A 15,886-nucleotide genomic window follows, 5' to 3' on the forward strand; every position below is an offset into this window, starting at 1 on the left:
CCGGTCATGGTGGAGGATGGGCCAAGAACTATGCTCTGCAGATGGATGGACATCCTAGAATGGTCTAGTCCACAATGAACTGATAAAGCTTCCGCCCTCCCCGCACAGGAGGGTGGAGCGAGGGCACGGCGCTCTCTGCCCTGACTGCGCCGGGACCTCTCACACGGCCGCGTGGGACCGCACACCCACCGGCCGAGAAGCTCCGGGCTGCGGTGCCGGACGGGCTGAGGGTCCCGTCAGGCGCCGCGGCCCGCGGGTGTTTCCGGGACTGTTCTCGCGGCTGATGCGCGATCGCGGAGGCCCTTCAGGGGCCGGCGGCATCGCCACCGGCCCTCGGCCGGCCCTCCTCGGGACTGGGGGGGCACAGAGCCCTCAGCGCGTCTCCGTCACCTTCGCCAGCGCCCTCGGTGCGTCCGGGTCCTGACCCCGCGCGATCGTCACCTCGTACGCCAGCCGCTGGAGCGGCAGGATCTCCAGGATCGGCTGGAGCTCTTCCGGGACGCCCTGCGTGGGGAGCGTGAAGCCCGCGGAGGCCGCCGAGACCTGCGGGACCGGGCCGATCACCATCAGGTCCGCGCCACGGCCGCGGAGCCGGTCGAGGACCGGCTGGAGCGCTTCGCCGCCCCGGCCGTCGGTCACCACCGCGATCACCGGTGAGATGTTGTCCACCATCGCCAGGGGGCCGTGGAGCAGATCCGCACCCGAGTAGGACAGCGCGGGGATGTAGCTCGTCTCCATGAGCTTCAGCGCGGCCTCCTTCGCGGTGGGGTAGCCGTAGCCGCGCGAGGTGATGACCATGCGCTCGGCGAACCGGTAGCGGGACGCCAGCTGCCGTACCTCGTCCTCGCGGGCCAGCACCTGGGCCGCGAGGTCGGGCAGCGCCTTCGCGGCCGCCCCGTCGCCGCCCCGCAGGCCTTCCACGAACAGGTAGAGCGCCAGCAGCGAGGCCGTGTACGTCTTCGTCGCCGGGAGCGCCTTCTCGGGGCCGGCGAGGATGTCGATGTGGAACTCCGACACCGCCGCAAGCGGGGAGTCGGGGTTGTTGGTCACGGCGAGTGTGATCGCGCCGGCCTCGCGGGCCGCCTTCGTGGACGCCACCAGGTCCGGCGAACCGCCGGACTGGCTGACCGTCACCACCAGCACATCGGTCAGATCCGGCCGCGCGCCGTACGCGGTCGTCGTCGACATGGACGACAGTCCGCACGGCAGTCCCAGCTGGATCTCCAGCAGGTACTTCGCGTACAGCGCCGCGTTGTCCGACGTGCCGCGCGCCGTCAGCAGCACGAACCGCGGGCTCTTCGCCGCGATCGCCGACGCCACGTCGCGGATGTGCGGCGCACCCTGCTCCAGAATGCGCCGCAGCACCGCGGGCTGCTCTGCCATCTCGCCGGACATGATCCGGCCCGGACGCTCGCTCCGACCGGCCGGATGCGTGGCGGACATGCTGGGTGCCTCCTGTGGCAATCCTTGCGCCGGGGCCCGTGGGGGCACTGCCCCACGGGCCCCGGCACGGTCCGCGTCGGTCAGGCCCCGGCCGCCCTGCCGGTGATGACCTCCGCGGCGGCCCGTCCGCAGACGCGGGCGGCGCCATGGGTCGCGATGTGCAGGGCACCCCTCGGCTGCGCGCGGTCGACGCCCATCTCGACCACGACCGTGTCCGGCCGGGCCTCGACGAGTGCGTCCAGCGCATCCGCCATCCAGGGGTGGCGGTGAACGTCGCGTACTACAGCGACGATCCTACGGTCCGCCGCCATACCCAGCACATTTGCCACCAATACGGTCGTTCCGGACGTGTCGCCGTAGGTGTCGGTGGTGGTGCCCGGCAGCAGCGCGGCCAGTTCGGAGGCGACACCCCACGGCGTCTCGTCGCCGACGGCGATGTTGGCGACCGGAGTGAACGCGGCGACGTAGGGCGCCTCGGTGACGGGCCGGTACGGCAGTTCGCCGGCGGACACCTTCACCGCCCGCCGCGCCGCGATCAGTCCGACGTCGTTGCCGGGCGCGGTCCCGCCCCCCGGCTGCGCCGGGGTGGGAGCCGCGCCCGGCTCCCTCCTGCCCCCCTGGCCCGTCGTGTCCAGTCGGCGAGGGCGCGCACCCGCGCGGCCGCGTCGGCCAGCCGCTCTTCGGGCAGTTCGCCGTCCCGTACCGCCGTGACCAGCGCGTCGCGCAGGCGCAGTACGGTCCCCTCGTCGGCGAGGCCGCCACCGACACAGATCGCGTCGGCACCGGCGGCGATCGCCAGCACGGAGCCGCGCTCGATGCCGTACGTCGACGCGATGGCGTTCATCTCCATGCCATCGGTGACGATCAGCCCCTGGAAGCCCAACTCTTCGCGCAGCAGACCGGTGAGGATCTGCGGGCTCAGTGTTGCCGGGCGCTTCGGGTCGAGCGCGGGTAGCAGGATATGCGCGCTCATCACCGCTTTGGAACCCGCCGCGATGGCCGCGCGGAAAGGCAGCAGGTCACGGGCGTGCAGCGTGTCGAGACCCACATCGATTCGCGGCAGCGCGTGGTGCGAGTCCACGTTGGTGTCGCCGTGTCCGGGGAAGTGCTTGACGCAGGCGGCGACACCGGCGGCCTGGAGGCCCTCGACGTACGCGACGGTGTGCCGGGCGGCCAGCGCGGCATCCGCGCCGAAGGACCGCACACCGATCACCGGATTGTCGGGGTTGGCGTTGACGTCGGCGGACGGCGCCCAGTTGAGGTCGACCCCGCACTCGGCGAGCCGGCGGCCGAGTTCCCGGGCGACGTCGCGGGTGAGGCCGGTGTCGTCCACCGAGCCGAGCGCGTAGTTGCCGGGGAAGGACGACCCGGTGCGCACCTCGAGCCGGGTGACGTCACCGCCCTCCTCGTCGATCGCGACGAGGACGTCGTCCCGCTCGGCCCGCAACTGCGCGGTGAGCGCCGTCAGTTGCTCCGGGGTGACGATGTTGCGGCCGAACAGCCCGACGGCCGAGAGCCCTTCACCGATCTGCCGGAGCAGCCATTCGGGGGCGGTGGTGCCGAGGAATCCGGGCTGGAGGACGGCGAGTGCGTCACGGGTGAGGGTGTCCGAGGATCCACGTACGAGTGTGGTCATGGCGGGCGTTATCCCTTCACTGCACCTGAGGTGAGGCCTGCCGCCATCTTCTTCTGGACCATCATGAAGAAGGCGACGACCGGAATGGCGATGAGCGTCGAGGCAGCCATCAGGGCGCCGTAGTCCACGCCTCGCGAGGTGGTGAAGTTCATCAGCCACACGTTGAGGGTGTACTTGTCGTTGTCCTGGAGCACGACGTACGCCAGCAGGTACTCGTTCCACGCGTTGATGAGCGAGTAGATGGAGGCGGCCGCCAGGCCCGGCGCGACCAGCGGAAAGACGACCCGCCAGAAGGCACCCATCCTGGTGCACCCGTCCACCATCGCGGACTCCTCCAGCTCCTTCGGGATGTTGATCACGAAGCCGCGGATCATCCAGGTGGCGAAGGGCAGGGTGGAGACCAGGTAGATGACGATGACGCCCCAGTACTCGTTGAGCGCACCCAGATCGTTGAGCTGGATGTAGATGGGGATCAGCATCGCCGTCGGCGGCAGCAGCTGGACCGCGAGCAGCACGATCATGAAGGTCTTGCGGCCGGCGAACTTGAAGCGGGCGATGGCGAACGCGGCGATCGTGGAGATGATCATCGCGCCGACGACGGCGGTCAGGCAGATGATGAGGCTCGACTGGATGGCCGTGCCGAAGTTGGGCGCGTCGATGGCCCGCTTGAAGTTGTCGAAGGTGACCGACGAGGGCCAGAGCGTCTGGTCGTAGCTGCGGATCTCGTGATTGGGCCGAAGGGCGCTGATGACGAGCCAGTACACCGGGAACGCCATGGCGACGAAGGCGAGAAGGCCCACGATGTTGTAGGCGAGCCGGTGCTTCTTGCGGTCCGGGCGGTACGCGGCCCTGGTGGAGGTGGTGGCGCTCATTCGACCTCTCCGATCTTGAGCAGCTGGCGCAGGTAGTACACGGCGACGCCGGACAGCAGCAGAACCGTGATCAGCGAGATGGCAGCGCCCTGGCTGAACGAGTTGGACTCGAAGGCCTTGTCGAAGGAGTAGATGCCCAGAACGGCGTACTCGGGCTCCGGCTTGTTGCCACGCATCAGGAAGATCTGGCCGAAGACGTTGAAGTCCCAGATCACCGAGAGGGTCGCCACCATCTGGAAGACCGGCTTGATGACGGGCCAGGTGACGAAGCGGAACACACCGAAGGCGCCCGCACCGTCGAGCGCGGCCGCCTCCTCCAGTTCGCGGGGCACCTGGGTGAGCGCGGCGTAGAGGGTGATCGCCACGAAGGGGATCGCTCCCCAGACGACGACGGCCCCGATGATGACGAAGCCCTGCTTGGGGTCGAGGAACCAGTTGTGACCCTGGAAGTCGAGGCCGAGGTACTTCGACAGGATCATGTTCACCACTCCGTAGTCGGAGTCGGCGAACCACCGGAAGATCGAGGTGGCGACCAGCAGGGGCATCGACCAGGCGGCCACGAGCCCCGCGGTGAGCAGCATCCGTACCCACGGCGACATCCGCTGCATCGTCTGGGCCAGCAGCAGACCGACGCCCATGGTGGCGATGACGCAGGCGGCCATGAAGACGACGGTCCGCAGGACCACGTCCCAGAACTCGCCGTCGCCGAGGATCTCGGTGAACTTGTCGAACCCGACCCACGGGGGCGGTTCCCCGGTCCACAGCTCACGGCGGCCGACGTCCTGGAAGGACATGATGACCGTCTTGACCAGGGGCCAGGCGAAGACCGCGGCGATCGCCACGAACGCCGGGGCTATCAGCAGATACGGCAGCAGCGCGCCGGCCTTGCGCGGCGGCCGTCCGCCCTTCCGTGGCGGGGAGCCTGGTTCTTCGGGGTGCCGCTGGACGGGCACCGCCGGATCGGCTGCTTTCGTGTCGGCGGCACTCACTGTGCTCCGCCCTTCCGCTCGGACCGGATACCGGAGGGCGGGAGCGGTGGGCCGTCGGCCCGCCGCTCCCGCTGGGCGATCAAGTGATCAGGACTTCTCGTTGATCAGCTTGTCGATCTCCGCGTCGGCCGCCTTCGTGGCGTCCGCGACCGACTTGCCCTTGATGATGTCGAGCAGCATCAGCTCGAGGATTTCCTTCTTCTCGATCGCGGACCAGCCCGGGGCGATCGGGGTGAACCAGGCGTCCGGCACGGCGTTGGCGATCGGCGCGGTCTCCGGCTTCGCCTTCAGCGGCTCGAGCTGCTTGGTGTTGTTCGGAAGGATGTTCTTCGAGGCGAGCACGGCCTCGGACTTCTCGCTGGTGAACAGCGAGATCCACTCCTCGCCCAGGTCCTGGTTCTTGGACTTGGAGATGGTGGCGAGGTCGGAGCCGCCGATGAAGGACGGAAGCGCCTTGCCGTCGGGACCCGGCATACCGGCGGTGCCGATCTTGTCCTTCAGCTTGGGGTTGCCGTTGGCGGCGCTGTCGACGACGCTGCCGGCCTCCCAGCCGTTGCCGTAGAGAAGAGCGGTCTTCTCGTTGGCCATGACGTTGGCGTGGTCCTGCTCGTCCTTGGTCTTGTCGCCGTGGTTGTACTTCTTGACCAGGTCGACGAAGTGCTGGATGCCCTTCTGCGCCTCCGGAGTGGAGAGCGAGGCCTTCCACTCCTTCGAGCCGTCGTCGTACGTGGCGATCTCGCCGCCGTACGCGGCGACGTAGGACATGGCGGCGTACCAGTAGCGGCCCGGCAGGTAGAGCGGCGAGAAGGCCTTGTCCTTGCCGTACTTCGCCTGGACCTTGTCGAGGGCGGCGGTGAGCTCGGCCTCGGTGGTGGGCAGCGCGTCGGAGCCGGCGCCCGCCTTGAACATGTCCTTGTTGAAGATGGCGACACGCGCACCGGCGTAGTAGGGCACGCAGTAGAGCTTGCCCTCGTAGGTACAGGTGTCCTTCAGACCCTTGATCCAGGTGTCCGAGTTCTCGTACTTCTTCGGGTCGATCTCGCCGACCGCCCCGTTGAGGATGTACGTCATGGTCTCGGTGTTGCCCAGTTCGACCACGTCGGGGAACTTGTCTCCGGCGAGGGCGGCGTCGAGCTTCTTGGTCTTGTCGCCCCACTGCTGGTACTGGACGTTGACCTTCACGCCCGGGTACTTCGCGGCGAACTGCGTGTTGACGTCCTTGACCAGCTCGGGCCAGGTGGACTGAGCGTCCGTCATCAGCCAGACGGTCAGCGTGCCTTTGCGGTCCTTCGGGTCCTTCGCGGACTCGCTGTCGCCGGAGCCACACGCCGCGACCGAAGCCGCCATGGCCGCCACACCCACTGCAGCTATGAGCTTGCGCTTCACGCCACCCTCCTCAAGGGATGCAAGATTTTCCCCCCCACCGCCCGGGAGTCGCACAACACGCAGAGAGACAGTGCTCAGGTCTGCCCGTGGGGCTGGGACCTGGTCTTTAATGGTTTAGACCAGTACCCGGAGCTTGGCCTAGACCTTTAGGGGTGTCAAGGGTGTATAAGAAGGGCAGTCGGGTCCGTTATCGGACCGACACCTGAGGGAGGGCGACGACCCGTGACCGGACCGTGCCACCATGTGAGCCGCGACAGACGGAGGAGCCGGTGACGGCAGCAGCGCAGGAGTCGGGAAGGCGGGCCATGACCACGGACGGGGTGGGAGCGGAGACCGAGGGCGGGGCACAGACCCGGACCGCACGCGTGCCCAAGTACTACCGGCTCAAGCGCCACTTGCTCGACATGACGGAGACGCTGCCGCCCGGCACCCCGGTGCCGCCGGAGCGCACGCTCGCGGCCGAGTTCGACACCTCGCGCACCACGGTGCGTCAGGCGCTTCAGGAACTGGTCGTCGAGGGCAGGCTCGAACGCATCCAGGGCAAGGGCACGTTCGTGGCCAAGCCCAAGGTGTCGCAGGCCCTCCAGCTCACCTCGTACACCGAGGACATGAAGGCCCAGGGCCTGGAGCCGACGTCCCAACTGCTCGACATCGGCTATGTGACGGCCGACGACACGCTCGCCGGACTGCTGGACATCTCGACGGGCGGCCGCGTGCTGCGCATCGAGCGTCTGCGGCTCGCCAGCGGTGAGCCGATGGCGATCGAGACCACCCACCTCTCGGCCAAGCGCTTCCCCGCGCTGCGCCGCAGCCTGGTGAAGTACACCTCGCTCTACACGGCGCTGGCGGAGGTGTACGACGTCCATCTCGCCGAGGCCGAGGAGACGATCGAGACCTCGCTGGCGACCCCGCGCGAGGCCGGTCTGCTGGGCACCGACGTGGGCCTGCCGATGCTGATGCTCTCGCGCCACTCGCTGGACGCGCAGGGCGAACCCGTCGAGTGGGTGCGGTCGGTCTACCGCGGCGACCGGTACAAGTTCGTGGCCCGCCTGCGGCGGCCGACCGACTGACCCCCCGGGCAGTACGGCGCCCGGCAGCACGCCCCGGAGGCCTCGCCTCCGGGGCTTTGTGCTGTCCGCGCACAGAGCCGGCGGAGGGACGAAGGAGAACCGGTGCGGAATGCCGACGAAAACGGTGCGAATTCGTCGCCGTTGCCGTACCGATATGCGGACGGGGGTGACTCGCGTCGAGACGTTCCTTTAGATTTCCTGCGCATTAAAAATGCAGGTGAACAGTGAGGGGACGACCCGCCATGCCAGAACCCACACCACCGAATACCGCACCGACGTCATCCCGGAAGCTCACCCCGCGGTCCATCGCCATCTGGGGGCTGGTGGCCCTGGTGGGGGCATCGGGATGGGCTGTGCTGGCACTCTCCCGGGGCGAGGAGATCTCCGCCGCATGGATGCTGGCGGCGGCGCTGGGTTCGTATGCGATCGCGTACCGCTTCTACTCCCGCTTCATTGCCAACCGGGTGCTGAAGGTCGACAAGACCCGAGCCACCCCGGCCGAACGCCTCGACAACGGAATCGACTTCCACCCCACCGACCGGCGCGTGCTCTTCGGGCACCACTTCGCCGCGGTCGCCGGCGCCGGACCACTGGTCGGCCCGGTGCTCGCCGCCCAGATGGGATATCTGCCGGGCACGATCTGGATCGTCGCGGGCGTCATCTTCGCCGGCGCCGTCCAGGACATGGTCACGCTCTTCTTCTCCACACGCCGGGACGGCCGTTCGCTCGGCCAGATCGCCCGTGACGAGATAGGACCCTTCGGCGGAGCCGCCGCGCTGATCGCGGTGTTCGCCATCATGATCATCCTGCTGGCGGTGCTGGCACTGGTCATCGTCAACGCGCTGGCGGACTCGCCCTGGGGCGTCTTCTCGATCGCCATGACCATCCCGATCGCCCTCTTCATGGGCGTGTATCTGCGGCTGCTGCGGCCCGGCAGAGTCACCGAGGTCTCGGTCATCGGTGTGGCGCTGCTGCTGCTCGCCATCGTCTCGGGCGGCTGGGTGGCGGAGTCCTCGCTCGCGGAGACCTTCACCCTGGAGGCCGGCACGCTGGTCATCTGGATGATCGTCTACGGCTTCCTCGCGTCGGTGCTGCCGGTGTGGATGCTGCTGGCACCTCGCGACTACCTCTCCACCTTCATGAAGGTCGGCACCATCGTGCTGCTGGCCCTCGGCGTGGTGATAGCGCTGCCGACCCTGAAGATGGACGCGGTCACCGAGTTCGCGAGCCGGGGCGACGGCCCGGTGTTCGCCGGATCGATGTTCCCCTTCGTGTTCATCACCATCGCCTGCGGCGCGCTCTCCGGCTTCCACTCCCTGGTCTCCTCGGGCACCACCCCGAAGATGGTCCAGAAGGAAACGCAGATCCGGATGATCGGCTACGGCGCGATGCTGACGGAGTCGTTCGTCGCGATCATGGCGATGATCACGGCCTGCATCATCGACCCGGGTCTCTACTTCGCGGTCAACTCACCGGCCGGTGTCATCGGTCCCACGGTCGAGACGGCGTCCCAGGCCGTCGCCAATCTCGGCTTCACGATCACACCCGACCAACTGGCCCAGGCGGCCAAGGACGTCGAGGAGTCCAGCCTGCTGTCGCGGACCGGCGGCGCGCCGACGTTCGCGCTCGGTATGTCGGACATCTTCTCGTCCGTGGTCGGCGGCGCCGGGCTGAAGGCCTTCTGGTACCACTTCGCGATCATGTTCGAGGCGCTGTTCATCCTCACCACGGTGGACGCGGGCACCCGGGTCGGGCGCTTCATGCTCCAGGACATGCTCGGCAACGTCTACAAGCCGTTCCGTCAGGTCAGCTGGAGGCCCGGCGTCTGGTTCGCCAGCGCGGCCGTCGTGGGCGGCTGGGGCTACTTCCTCTGGGTCGGCGTGCATGACCCGCTGGGCGGCATCAACCAGCTCTTCCCGCTGTTCGGCATCGCCAACCAGCTGCTCGCCGCCGTGGCACTCGCCGTGTGCACCACGCTGCTGGTGAAGTCCGGTCGGCTCAAGTGGGCCTGGGTCACGGCCGTACCGCTCGCCTGGGACGCCGCCGTCACCCTCACCGCGAGCTGGCAGAAGATATTCTCCGGCGACCCACGCGTGGGCTTCTTCACCCAGCGGGACGTCTACCAGTCAGCCATCGACGAGGGCAAGATCCTGCCTCCCGCCAAGTCCATGGACGACATGCACACCGTGGTCACCAACTCCACGGTCGACGGAGCGCTCACGGCTCTCTTCGCGATCCTCATCATCGTGGTCATCGTGGACGCGGGACGCGTCTGCTACAACGCGATCCGGCACCCCGAGAGCGTGAAGCTGTCGGAGGTTCCGTACACCGAGTCGAAGATCGTCGCACCGGCCGGACTGATCCCCACCCAGGAGGAGAGGGCCGAGATGGCAACCGCCGAGGAGAACGTTCCCGCAAGGAGCGGTTCGGCATGAGCACCACGGCGAGGGCCCGCCACGTCTTCGGCCGGATCCGGTGGTACGTCAGGGAGTTCACCGGCGAATCGGCCTACGACCGGTACGTCGCCCACGCCCGCGGCTGCGACCCGGACGCCGAGGTGATGAGCCGCCGCGCTTTCGAGCGCAGCCGTACGGACGCACGTGAAGCCGATCCGCGCGAGGGCTTCCGCTGCTGCTGACCCTGAAGGGCCCCTGAAGGGCCGTCGCGTTCCCCCGGGAATGCGGCGGCCCTTCGCCGTGAAACCGTGCGCCCACGGGCCGGACCGGGCCCCCGCCGGGGCGTCCCAAGGGCCGCACCGGCCGGGATCAGCGGCGCAATGCCACAACTCCCGCACGGCGCCCCGACACAACATGTGGGGGGTGCCGCAACTGGCGGCCCCCACATGTATGCTCGACCTCGCTGTCGCCGCAGGGGAATCCGGTGCGAATCCGGAACTGTCCCGCAACGGTGTGATGTGGTGCGCTTTGTCGTACCCGAGAGTCCGAAGACCTGCCGACGGTGCATCCGGTTCGACCGATCCGGGTGCCGAGACGTCCGGGCCTCGCGGTTGGGCCGGTGGACGCCGTACGGAGTGCTGCCCTGCCCTGGGCGCGTACTGCCCGACGGCCCCGCCTCCCTCCGACGGCCCAGAGCCGAGCGAGGGAGAGCACCACGTGACCATCGCGCCAGCCGATCCGGCAGCAGGCATCGCCGAGCAGCTCGAGGACGGCCCAGGGACCGCGCTGTTGCGGATCCTGACCGACCTCACCGCTGATCTGCCCGACACCGACCCGGGCCGCGTCGCCGCCGCCGCGCTGCGGGGGCGGCACGCCGGTTCGGACATGGCCGAGCTCCGTGGGCTCGCCACCGACGCCGCCGCGGGTCTGATCTCCGAGGACCCCGCCTACTCCCGGCTCGCCGCCCGCCTGTTGACCCGGACGATCGCCGAAGAGGCGTCGGGCCAGGGCGCCGTGTCCTTCTCCGCCTCCGTCGCGGTCGGACACACCGAGGGTCTGATCGCCGACCGGACCGCCGCGTTCGTCACGCTGCACGCGGACCGCCTGGACACCCTCATCGACACCGAGGCGGACGACCGTTTCGGCTACTTCGGCCTGCGCACCCTCTACAGCCGCTATCTGCTCCGGCATCCGATCACCCGTCAGGTGATCGAGACGCCCCAGCACTTCATGCTGCGGGTCGCCTGTGGTCTCGCCGAGGACGACAGCGTGCGCGCGCTGGACGAGGTGGCCGACCTCTACGGCCTGATGAGCCGCCTCGACTACCTCCCCTCCTCCCCCACGCTGTTCAACTCCGGCACCCGCCACCCGCAGATGTCCTCCTGCTATCTGCTGGACTCGCCGGCGGACGAACTGGACTCGATCTACGACCGGTACCACCAGGTCGCCCGGCTCTCCAAGCACGCCGGCGGCATCGGGCTGTCGTACTCCCGCATCCGCGCCCGCGGTTCCCTGATCCGGGGCACCAACGGCCACTCCAACGGCATCGTGCCGTTCCTGAAGACCCTCGACGCCTCGGTCGCGGCGGTGAACCAGGGCGGACGCCGCAAGGGCGCGGCCGCCGTCTACCTGGAGACCTGGCACGCGGACATCGAGGAGTTCCTGGAGCTGCGCGACAACACCGGCGAGGACGCCCGGCGTACGCACAATCTGAACCTCGCGCACTGGATTCCCGACGAGTTCATGCGCCGTGTCGACGCCGACGCCCCGTGGTCGCTGTTCTCGCCCGCCGACGTCCCCGAGCTCGTCGACCTGTGGGGCGACGCGTTCGACGCGGCGTACCGCGACGCCGAGGCGAAGGGCCTGGCCCGCAAGACCATGCCCGCGCGTGAGCTGTACGGCCGGATGATGCGCACGCTCGCGCAGACCGGCAACGGCTGGATGACCTTCAAGGACTCCTCCAACCGCACGGCCAACCAGACCGCCGAGCCCGGCCACACCGTGCACTCGTCGAACCTGTGCACCGAGATCCTGGAGGTGACGGACGACGGCGAGACGGCCGTCTGCAACCTCGGCTCGGTGAACCTCGGCGCGTTCGTCCTGGCGGAAGGCGCCGGTGAAGGGATCGACTGGGAGCGCCTGGACGAAGCCGTCCGGACCGCCGTCACCTTCCTCGACCGCGTCGTCGACATCAACTTCTACCCGACCGAGCAGGCCGGCCGCTCCAACGCCAAGTGGCGTCCGGTGGGCCTGGGCGCGATGGGCCTGCAGGACGTCTTCTTCAAGCTGCGGATGCCGTTCGACTCCCCCGCCGCCCGCGCCCTGTCGACCCGCATCGCCGAGCGCATCATGCTCGCCGCGTACGAGGCGTCCGCCGCCCTCGCGGAGCGCAACGGCCCGCTGCCCGCCTGGGAGAAGACCCGTACCGCGCGCGGTGTGCTGCACCCCGACCACTACGGTGTCGAGCTCAACTGGCCCGAGCGCTGGGCCGCCCTGCGGGAACGTATCGCCACGACCGGGATGCGCAACTCGCTGCTCCTCGCCATCGCCCCGACGGCGACGATCGCCTCCATCGCGGGCGTCTACGAGTGCATCGAGCCGCAGGTCTCCAACCTCTTCAAGCGTGAGACGCTCAGCGGCGAATTCCTCCAGGTCAACGCCTACCTGGTGGAAGAGCTGAAGCGGCTCGGCGTGTGGGACGCACAGTCCCGTGAGGCGCTGCGCGAGTCCAGCGGTTCGGTGCAGGGCTTCAGCTGGATCCCGGCCGATGTGCGCGAGCTGTACCGCACGGCGTGGGAGATCCCGCAGCGCGGTCTGATCGACATGGCCGCGGCCCGCACCCCGTTCCTCGACCAGTCGCAGTCGCTGAACCTGTTCCTGGAGACGCCGACCATCGGGAAGCTCAGCTCGATGTACGCCTACGCCTGGAAGCAGGGCCTGAAGACCACGTACTACCTGCGCTCGCGCCCCGCGACCCGGATCGCCCGTGCGGCCGGCTCCGGAGCCGCGACCGCGGCCCCCATCCCCGTACAGGCGACGCCGGAGACCGACGCGGTCGCCTGCTCCCTGGAGAACCCCGAGTCCTGCGAGGCCTGCCAGTAATGAGTGCTCCCGAGAAGAACCTGCTCGACCCGGGATTCGAGCTGACCCTGCGTCCGATGCGCTACCCGGACTTCTACGAGCGCTACCGTGACGCGATCAAGAACACCTGGACCGTGGAGGAGGTCGACCTCCACTCCGACGTGTCCGACCTGGCCAAGCTGTCCCCGGGTGAGCAGCACATGATCGGCCGGCTGGTCGCGTTCTTCGCAACGGGTGACTCGATCGTCTCCAACAACCTGGTGCTCACGCTCTACAAGCACATCAACTCCCCCGAGGCGCGGCTGTATCTGAGCCGTCAGCTCTTCGAGGAGGCGGTGCACGTCCAGTTCTATCTGACGCTGCTGGACACCTACCTCCCCGACCCGGACGACCGCGCGGCCGCGTTCGACGCGGTCGAGGAGATCCCCTCCATCCGCGAGAAGGCGCAGTTCTGCTTCCGGTGGATGGACTCGGTGGAGAAGATCGACCGGCTGGAGACGCAGGCCGACCGCCGGCGCTTCCTGCTGAACCTGATCTGCTTCGCGGCGTGCATCGAGGGGCTGTTCTTCTACGGCGCGTTCGCGTACGTCTACTGGTTCCGCTCCCGCGGGCTGCTGCACGGCCTCGCCACCGGCACCAACTGGGTGTTCCGCGACGAGACCATGCACATGAACTTCGCCTTCGAGGTGGTGGACACGGTCCGCAAGGAGGAGCCGGAGCTCTTCGACGACGCGCTGCGTCAGCAGGTCACCGACATGCTGAAGGAGGCGGTCGAGGCGGAGCTGCAGTTCGGCCGTGACCTGTGCGGCGACGGTCTGCCGGGCATGAACACCGAGTCCATGCGCGAATACCTCCAGTGCGTCGCCGACCAGCGGCTCACCCGGCTGGGCTTCGCGCCGGTGTACGGGTCGGAGAACCCGTTCTCCTTCATGGAGTTGCAGGGTGTCCAGGAGCTGACGAACTTCTTCGAGCGCCGTCCGTCCGCCTACCAGGTGGCGGTCGAGGGCTCGGTCGGCTTCGACGACGACTTCTAGGGTCAGCCGGCAGGTCGACTTCCGACTAGGCCGCCTTGCCCCAGTCGCGCCCCGCCCCTGGTGAAGCCGGGGTGCGGGGCGCCGGCCGTGGGCCCCGGCGGTGCTGGCGGCCGCGCGACGCCCGGACTCCAGGCGTCCCGCGGCCTCCCGCAGCTGACGGTCGACGGCACGGTCCCTGGCATGCCCCACCAGGGACGGAAGAGTGATCAGTGCGAACAGGGCGATCACGAACAGGTACTCCAGGAATGCGTTCATGTCCTCCACTGTCGTCCTCGGACGGCAAAGAAGTCAGTGGCAGGACTGTCATGAACCATCGAATTACTGCCACACTGGGGCCATGCTGAAAAACGTGGCCGCCGTCCTCCTGGAGGGCGTGCATCCCTTCGAACTCGGCGTGATCAGCGAGGTGTTCGGCCTCGACCGCAGCGAGGACGGCATGCCCGTCTACGACTTCGCCGTGGTCTCCGCCGCGGGACCCACGCTGCACACGCACGCCGGGTTCAGCATCACCACACAGCACGGCCTGGAGCGGCTGGAGGACGCGGATCTGATCGCCGTCCCCACCGGCGGCGACTACCCGACCCGGGACTACCCGGAGGAGTTGCTGGACGCGCTGCGCCGCGCGGTCGACCGGGGCGCCCGGGTGATCAGCGTCTGCACGGGCGCCTTCGTCCTCGGCGCCGCGGGACTGCTCGACGGACGCCGCTGCACCACCCACTGGCGCCACACCGGCATCCTGGCCGAGCGCCATCCGCTGGCCGTCGTCGACCCCGACGTGCTGTACGTGGACGAGGGTTCGGTCATCACCTCGGCCGGCACCGCCGCGGCGATCGACGCCTGCCTCCATGTGGTGCGCCAGGAGCACGGCCCGGAAGTCGCCAACCACATCGCCCGGCGGATGGTGGTGCCGCCGCATCGCGACGGCGGCCAGGCGCAGTACATCGAACGCCCGCTGCCGCGGACCCGGTGCGACACGGTCGGCGATGTCCTCGCCTGGATGGAACGGCACCTGGACCGCGAGATGACCGTGGAACAGCTCGCGGAGCGTGCCCACATGTCACCGCGGACCTTCGCCCGCCGCTTCCAGCAGGAGACCGGGACGACGCCCTACCGCTGGCTGCTGCGACAGCGGGTGCTGCTGTCGCAGGAGTTGCTGGAGTCGACGGACGACACGGTGGACACGATCGCGGGACGGTCCGGGTTCGGCAACGCGGCGGCACTGCGCCACCACTTCCTGCGCACCCTCGGCACCACGCCGAACGCCTACCGCCGCACGTTCCGCGGCCCGGTGCGCACCGTCGCCTGACGGCTCACTCGTTGGGCACGACCGGGTAGCGCGGCGTGCCCTCGGCCATCTGCCGCAGCGCGTCCTTGCGCTCCCGCTTGGAGAGCCGGTCGATGTAGAGGTAGCCGTACAGGTGGTCCGTCTCGTGCTGGAGGCAGCGCGCGAAGTAGCCCGTGCCACGCACCTTGATCGGGTTGCCCTGGGCGTCCTGGCCGCGCACCACCGCGTAGTCGGGGCGGGCCAGCGAGGCATAGGCGGTCGGGACGGAGAGGCAGCCCTCGTTGGCGTCGTCGAGGACGCGCAGCTCCGGCGGCAGCTCCTCCAGGACCGGGTTGCAGACCACACCGACGTGCCGCACACCGTCGTCGTCGGGGCAGTCGTAGACGAAGACCTTCTGGTCCACGCCGATCTGGTTGGCGGCCAGGCCGACGCCCTCGGCGGTGCGCTGGCTCGCGAACATGTCGTCGATCAGCGAGGCGAGCTTGTCGTCGAAGGCGGTGACGTCCTTGCACTCCGTGTGGAGGACGGGGTTGCCGACGACCGTGATCGGGCGCGAGGTGCCCCGCTCGCGATGGGCGAGCTCACGTGCCTCGCAGTCCTCCGTGTCCACGACGAAACCATCGTTGACCTGCTGGTCCGTCTCCTGCTGCGACGCCATGTCAGCCGTACGCCTTCCTCAATACCCGATGCGAGC

The 15,886-nt window shown here is 68.8% G+C and carries 11 protein-coding genes, 1 pseudogene and 1 riboswitch; of the genes and pseudogenes, 6 read left to right on the forward strand and 6 right to left on the reverse strand.

Features of this window, described 5'->3' with window-relative positions; all coding sequences use genetic code 11:
- Positions 1 to 372: 372 nt before the first annotated feature.
- From RPQ07_RS12525 to RPQ07_RS12545, 5 genes and pseudogenes are all read right to left on the reverse strand, one after another.
- The gene (locus tag RPQ07_RS12525; protein WP_313944199.1) at positions 373 to 1,443 is read right to left on the reverse strand and encodes an SIS domain-containing protein; all 1,071 of its coding nucleotides are present in this window, start codon (positions 1,441 to 1,443) and stop codon (positions 373 to 375) included.
- Between the two features lie 80 nt (positions 1,444 to 1,523).
- A pseudogene (locus RPQ07_RS12530) lies at positions 1,524 to 3,079 on the reverse strand (glycoside hydrolase family 3 protein).
- 8 nt (positions 3,080 to 3,087) lie between these two features.
- Positions 3,088 to 3,951, reverse strand: coding sequence for a carbohydrate ABC transporter permease (locus tag RPQ07_RS12535; RefSeq protein WP_313944200.1), 864 nt, complete (start codon positions 3,949 to 3,951; stop codon positions 3,088 to 3,090).
- A complete protein-coding gene (locus RPQ07_RS12540; protein WP_313944201.1) occupies positions 3,948 to 4,940 on the reverse strand; it encodes a sugar ABC transporter permease in 993 nt (330 codons plus the stop codon). The genes RPQ07_RS12535 and RPQ07_RS12540 overlap by 4 nt, the downstream gene beginning before the upstream one ends.
- A gap of 87 nt (positions 4,941 to 5,027) precedes the next feature.
- Positions 5,028 to 6,326 carry a sugar ABC transporter substrate-binding protein gene (locus RPQ07_RS12545; protein WP_313944202.1) on the reverse strand — a complete coding sequence of 433 codons (1,299 nt, stop codon included), beginning with the start codon at positions 6,324 to 6,326 and terminating at the stop codon, positions 5,028 to 5,030.
- A 305-nt stretch (positions 6,327 to 6,631) separates the two neighbouring features.
- Here RPQ07_RS12545 and RPQ07_RS12550 point away from each other — a divergent pair, with 305 nt between their 5' ends.
- The 6 genes from RPQ07_RS12550 to RPQ07_RS12575 all read left to right on the forward strand — a co-directional run bounded on the left by RPQ07_RS12550 (position 6,632) and on the right by RPQ07_RS12575 (position 15,213).
- Positions 6,632 to 7,396: a GntR family transcriptional regulator gene (locus RPQ07_RS12550; protein ID WP_313948875.1), complete on the forward strand. Its 765-nt coding sequence runs from the start codon at positions 6,632 to 6,634 to the stop codon at positions 7,394 to 7,396.
- A 242-nt stretch (positions 7,397 to 7,638) separates the two neighbouring features.
- A complete protein-coding gene (locus tag RPQ07_RS12555; protein ID WP_313944203.1) occupies positions 7,639 to 9,831 on the forward strand; it encodes a carbon starvation CstA family protein in 2,193 nt (730 codons plus the stop codon).
- Complete coding sequence (locus RPQ07_RS12560; protein ID WP_313944204.1) at positions 9,828 to 10,034, forward strand: YbdD/YjiX family protein; 207 nt, start codon at positions 9,828 to 9,830, stop codon at positions 10,032 to 10,034. The genes RPQ07_RS12555 and RPQ07_RS12560 overlap by 4 nt, the downstream gene beginning before the upstream one ends.
- A gap of 191 nt (positions 10,035 to 10,225) precedes the next feature.
- A riboswitch (cobalamin riboswitch) is annotated at positions 10,226 to 10,368 on the forward strand.
- Positions 10,369 to 10,509: 141 nt separating this feature from the next.
- Positions 10,510 to 12,894: a ribonucleoside-diphosphate reductase subunit alpha gene (locus RPQ07_RS12565; RefSeq protein ID WP_313944205.1), complete on the forward strand. Its 2,385-nt coding sequence runs from the start codon at positions 10,510 to 10,512 to the stop codon at positions 12,892 to 12,894.
- The gene (locus RPQ07_RS12570; protein WP_313944206.1) at positions 12,894 to 13,907 is read left to right on the forward strand and encodes a ribonucleotide-diphosphate reductase subunit beta; all 1,014 of its coding nucleotides are present in this window, start codon (positions 12,894 to 12,896) and stop codon (positions 13,905 to 13,907) included. Before RPQ07_RS12565 ends, RPQ07_RS12570 begins: the two co-directional genes overlap by 1 nt.
- A gap of 337 nt (positions 13,908 to 14,244) precedes the next feature.
- On the forward strand, positions 14,245 to 15,213 hold the full coding sequence (locus RPQ07_RS12575) for a GlxA family transcriptional regulator (RefSeq protein WP_313944207.1): 969 nt from the start codon (positions 14,245 to 14,247) through the stop codon (positions 15,211 to 15,213).
- 4 nt (positions 15,214 to 15,217) lie between these two features.
- On the opposite strand, the gene def is transcribed toward RPQ07_RS12575, so the two are convergent.
- Positions 15,218 to 15,850, reverse strand: a complete 633-nt coding sequence (gene def / locus RPQ07_RS12580; RefSeq protein ID WP_313944208.1) for a peptide deformylase — start codon at positions 15,848 to 15,850, stop codon at positions 15,218 to 15,220.
- Positions 15,851 to 15,886: the final 36 nt, after the last annotated feature.

This window comes from Streptomyces sp. AM8-1-1, assembly GCF_032229325.1.
Lineage (GTDB): Bacteria > Actinomycetota > Actinomycetes > Streptomycetales > Streptomycetaceae > Streptomyces > Streptomyces achmelvichensis.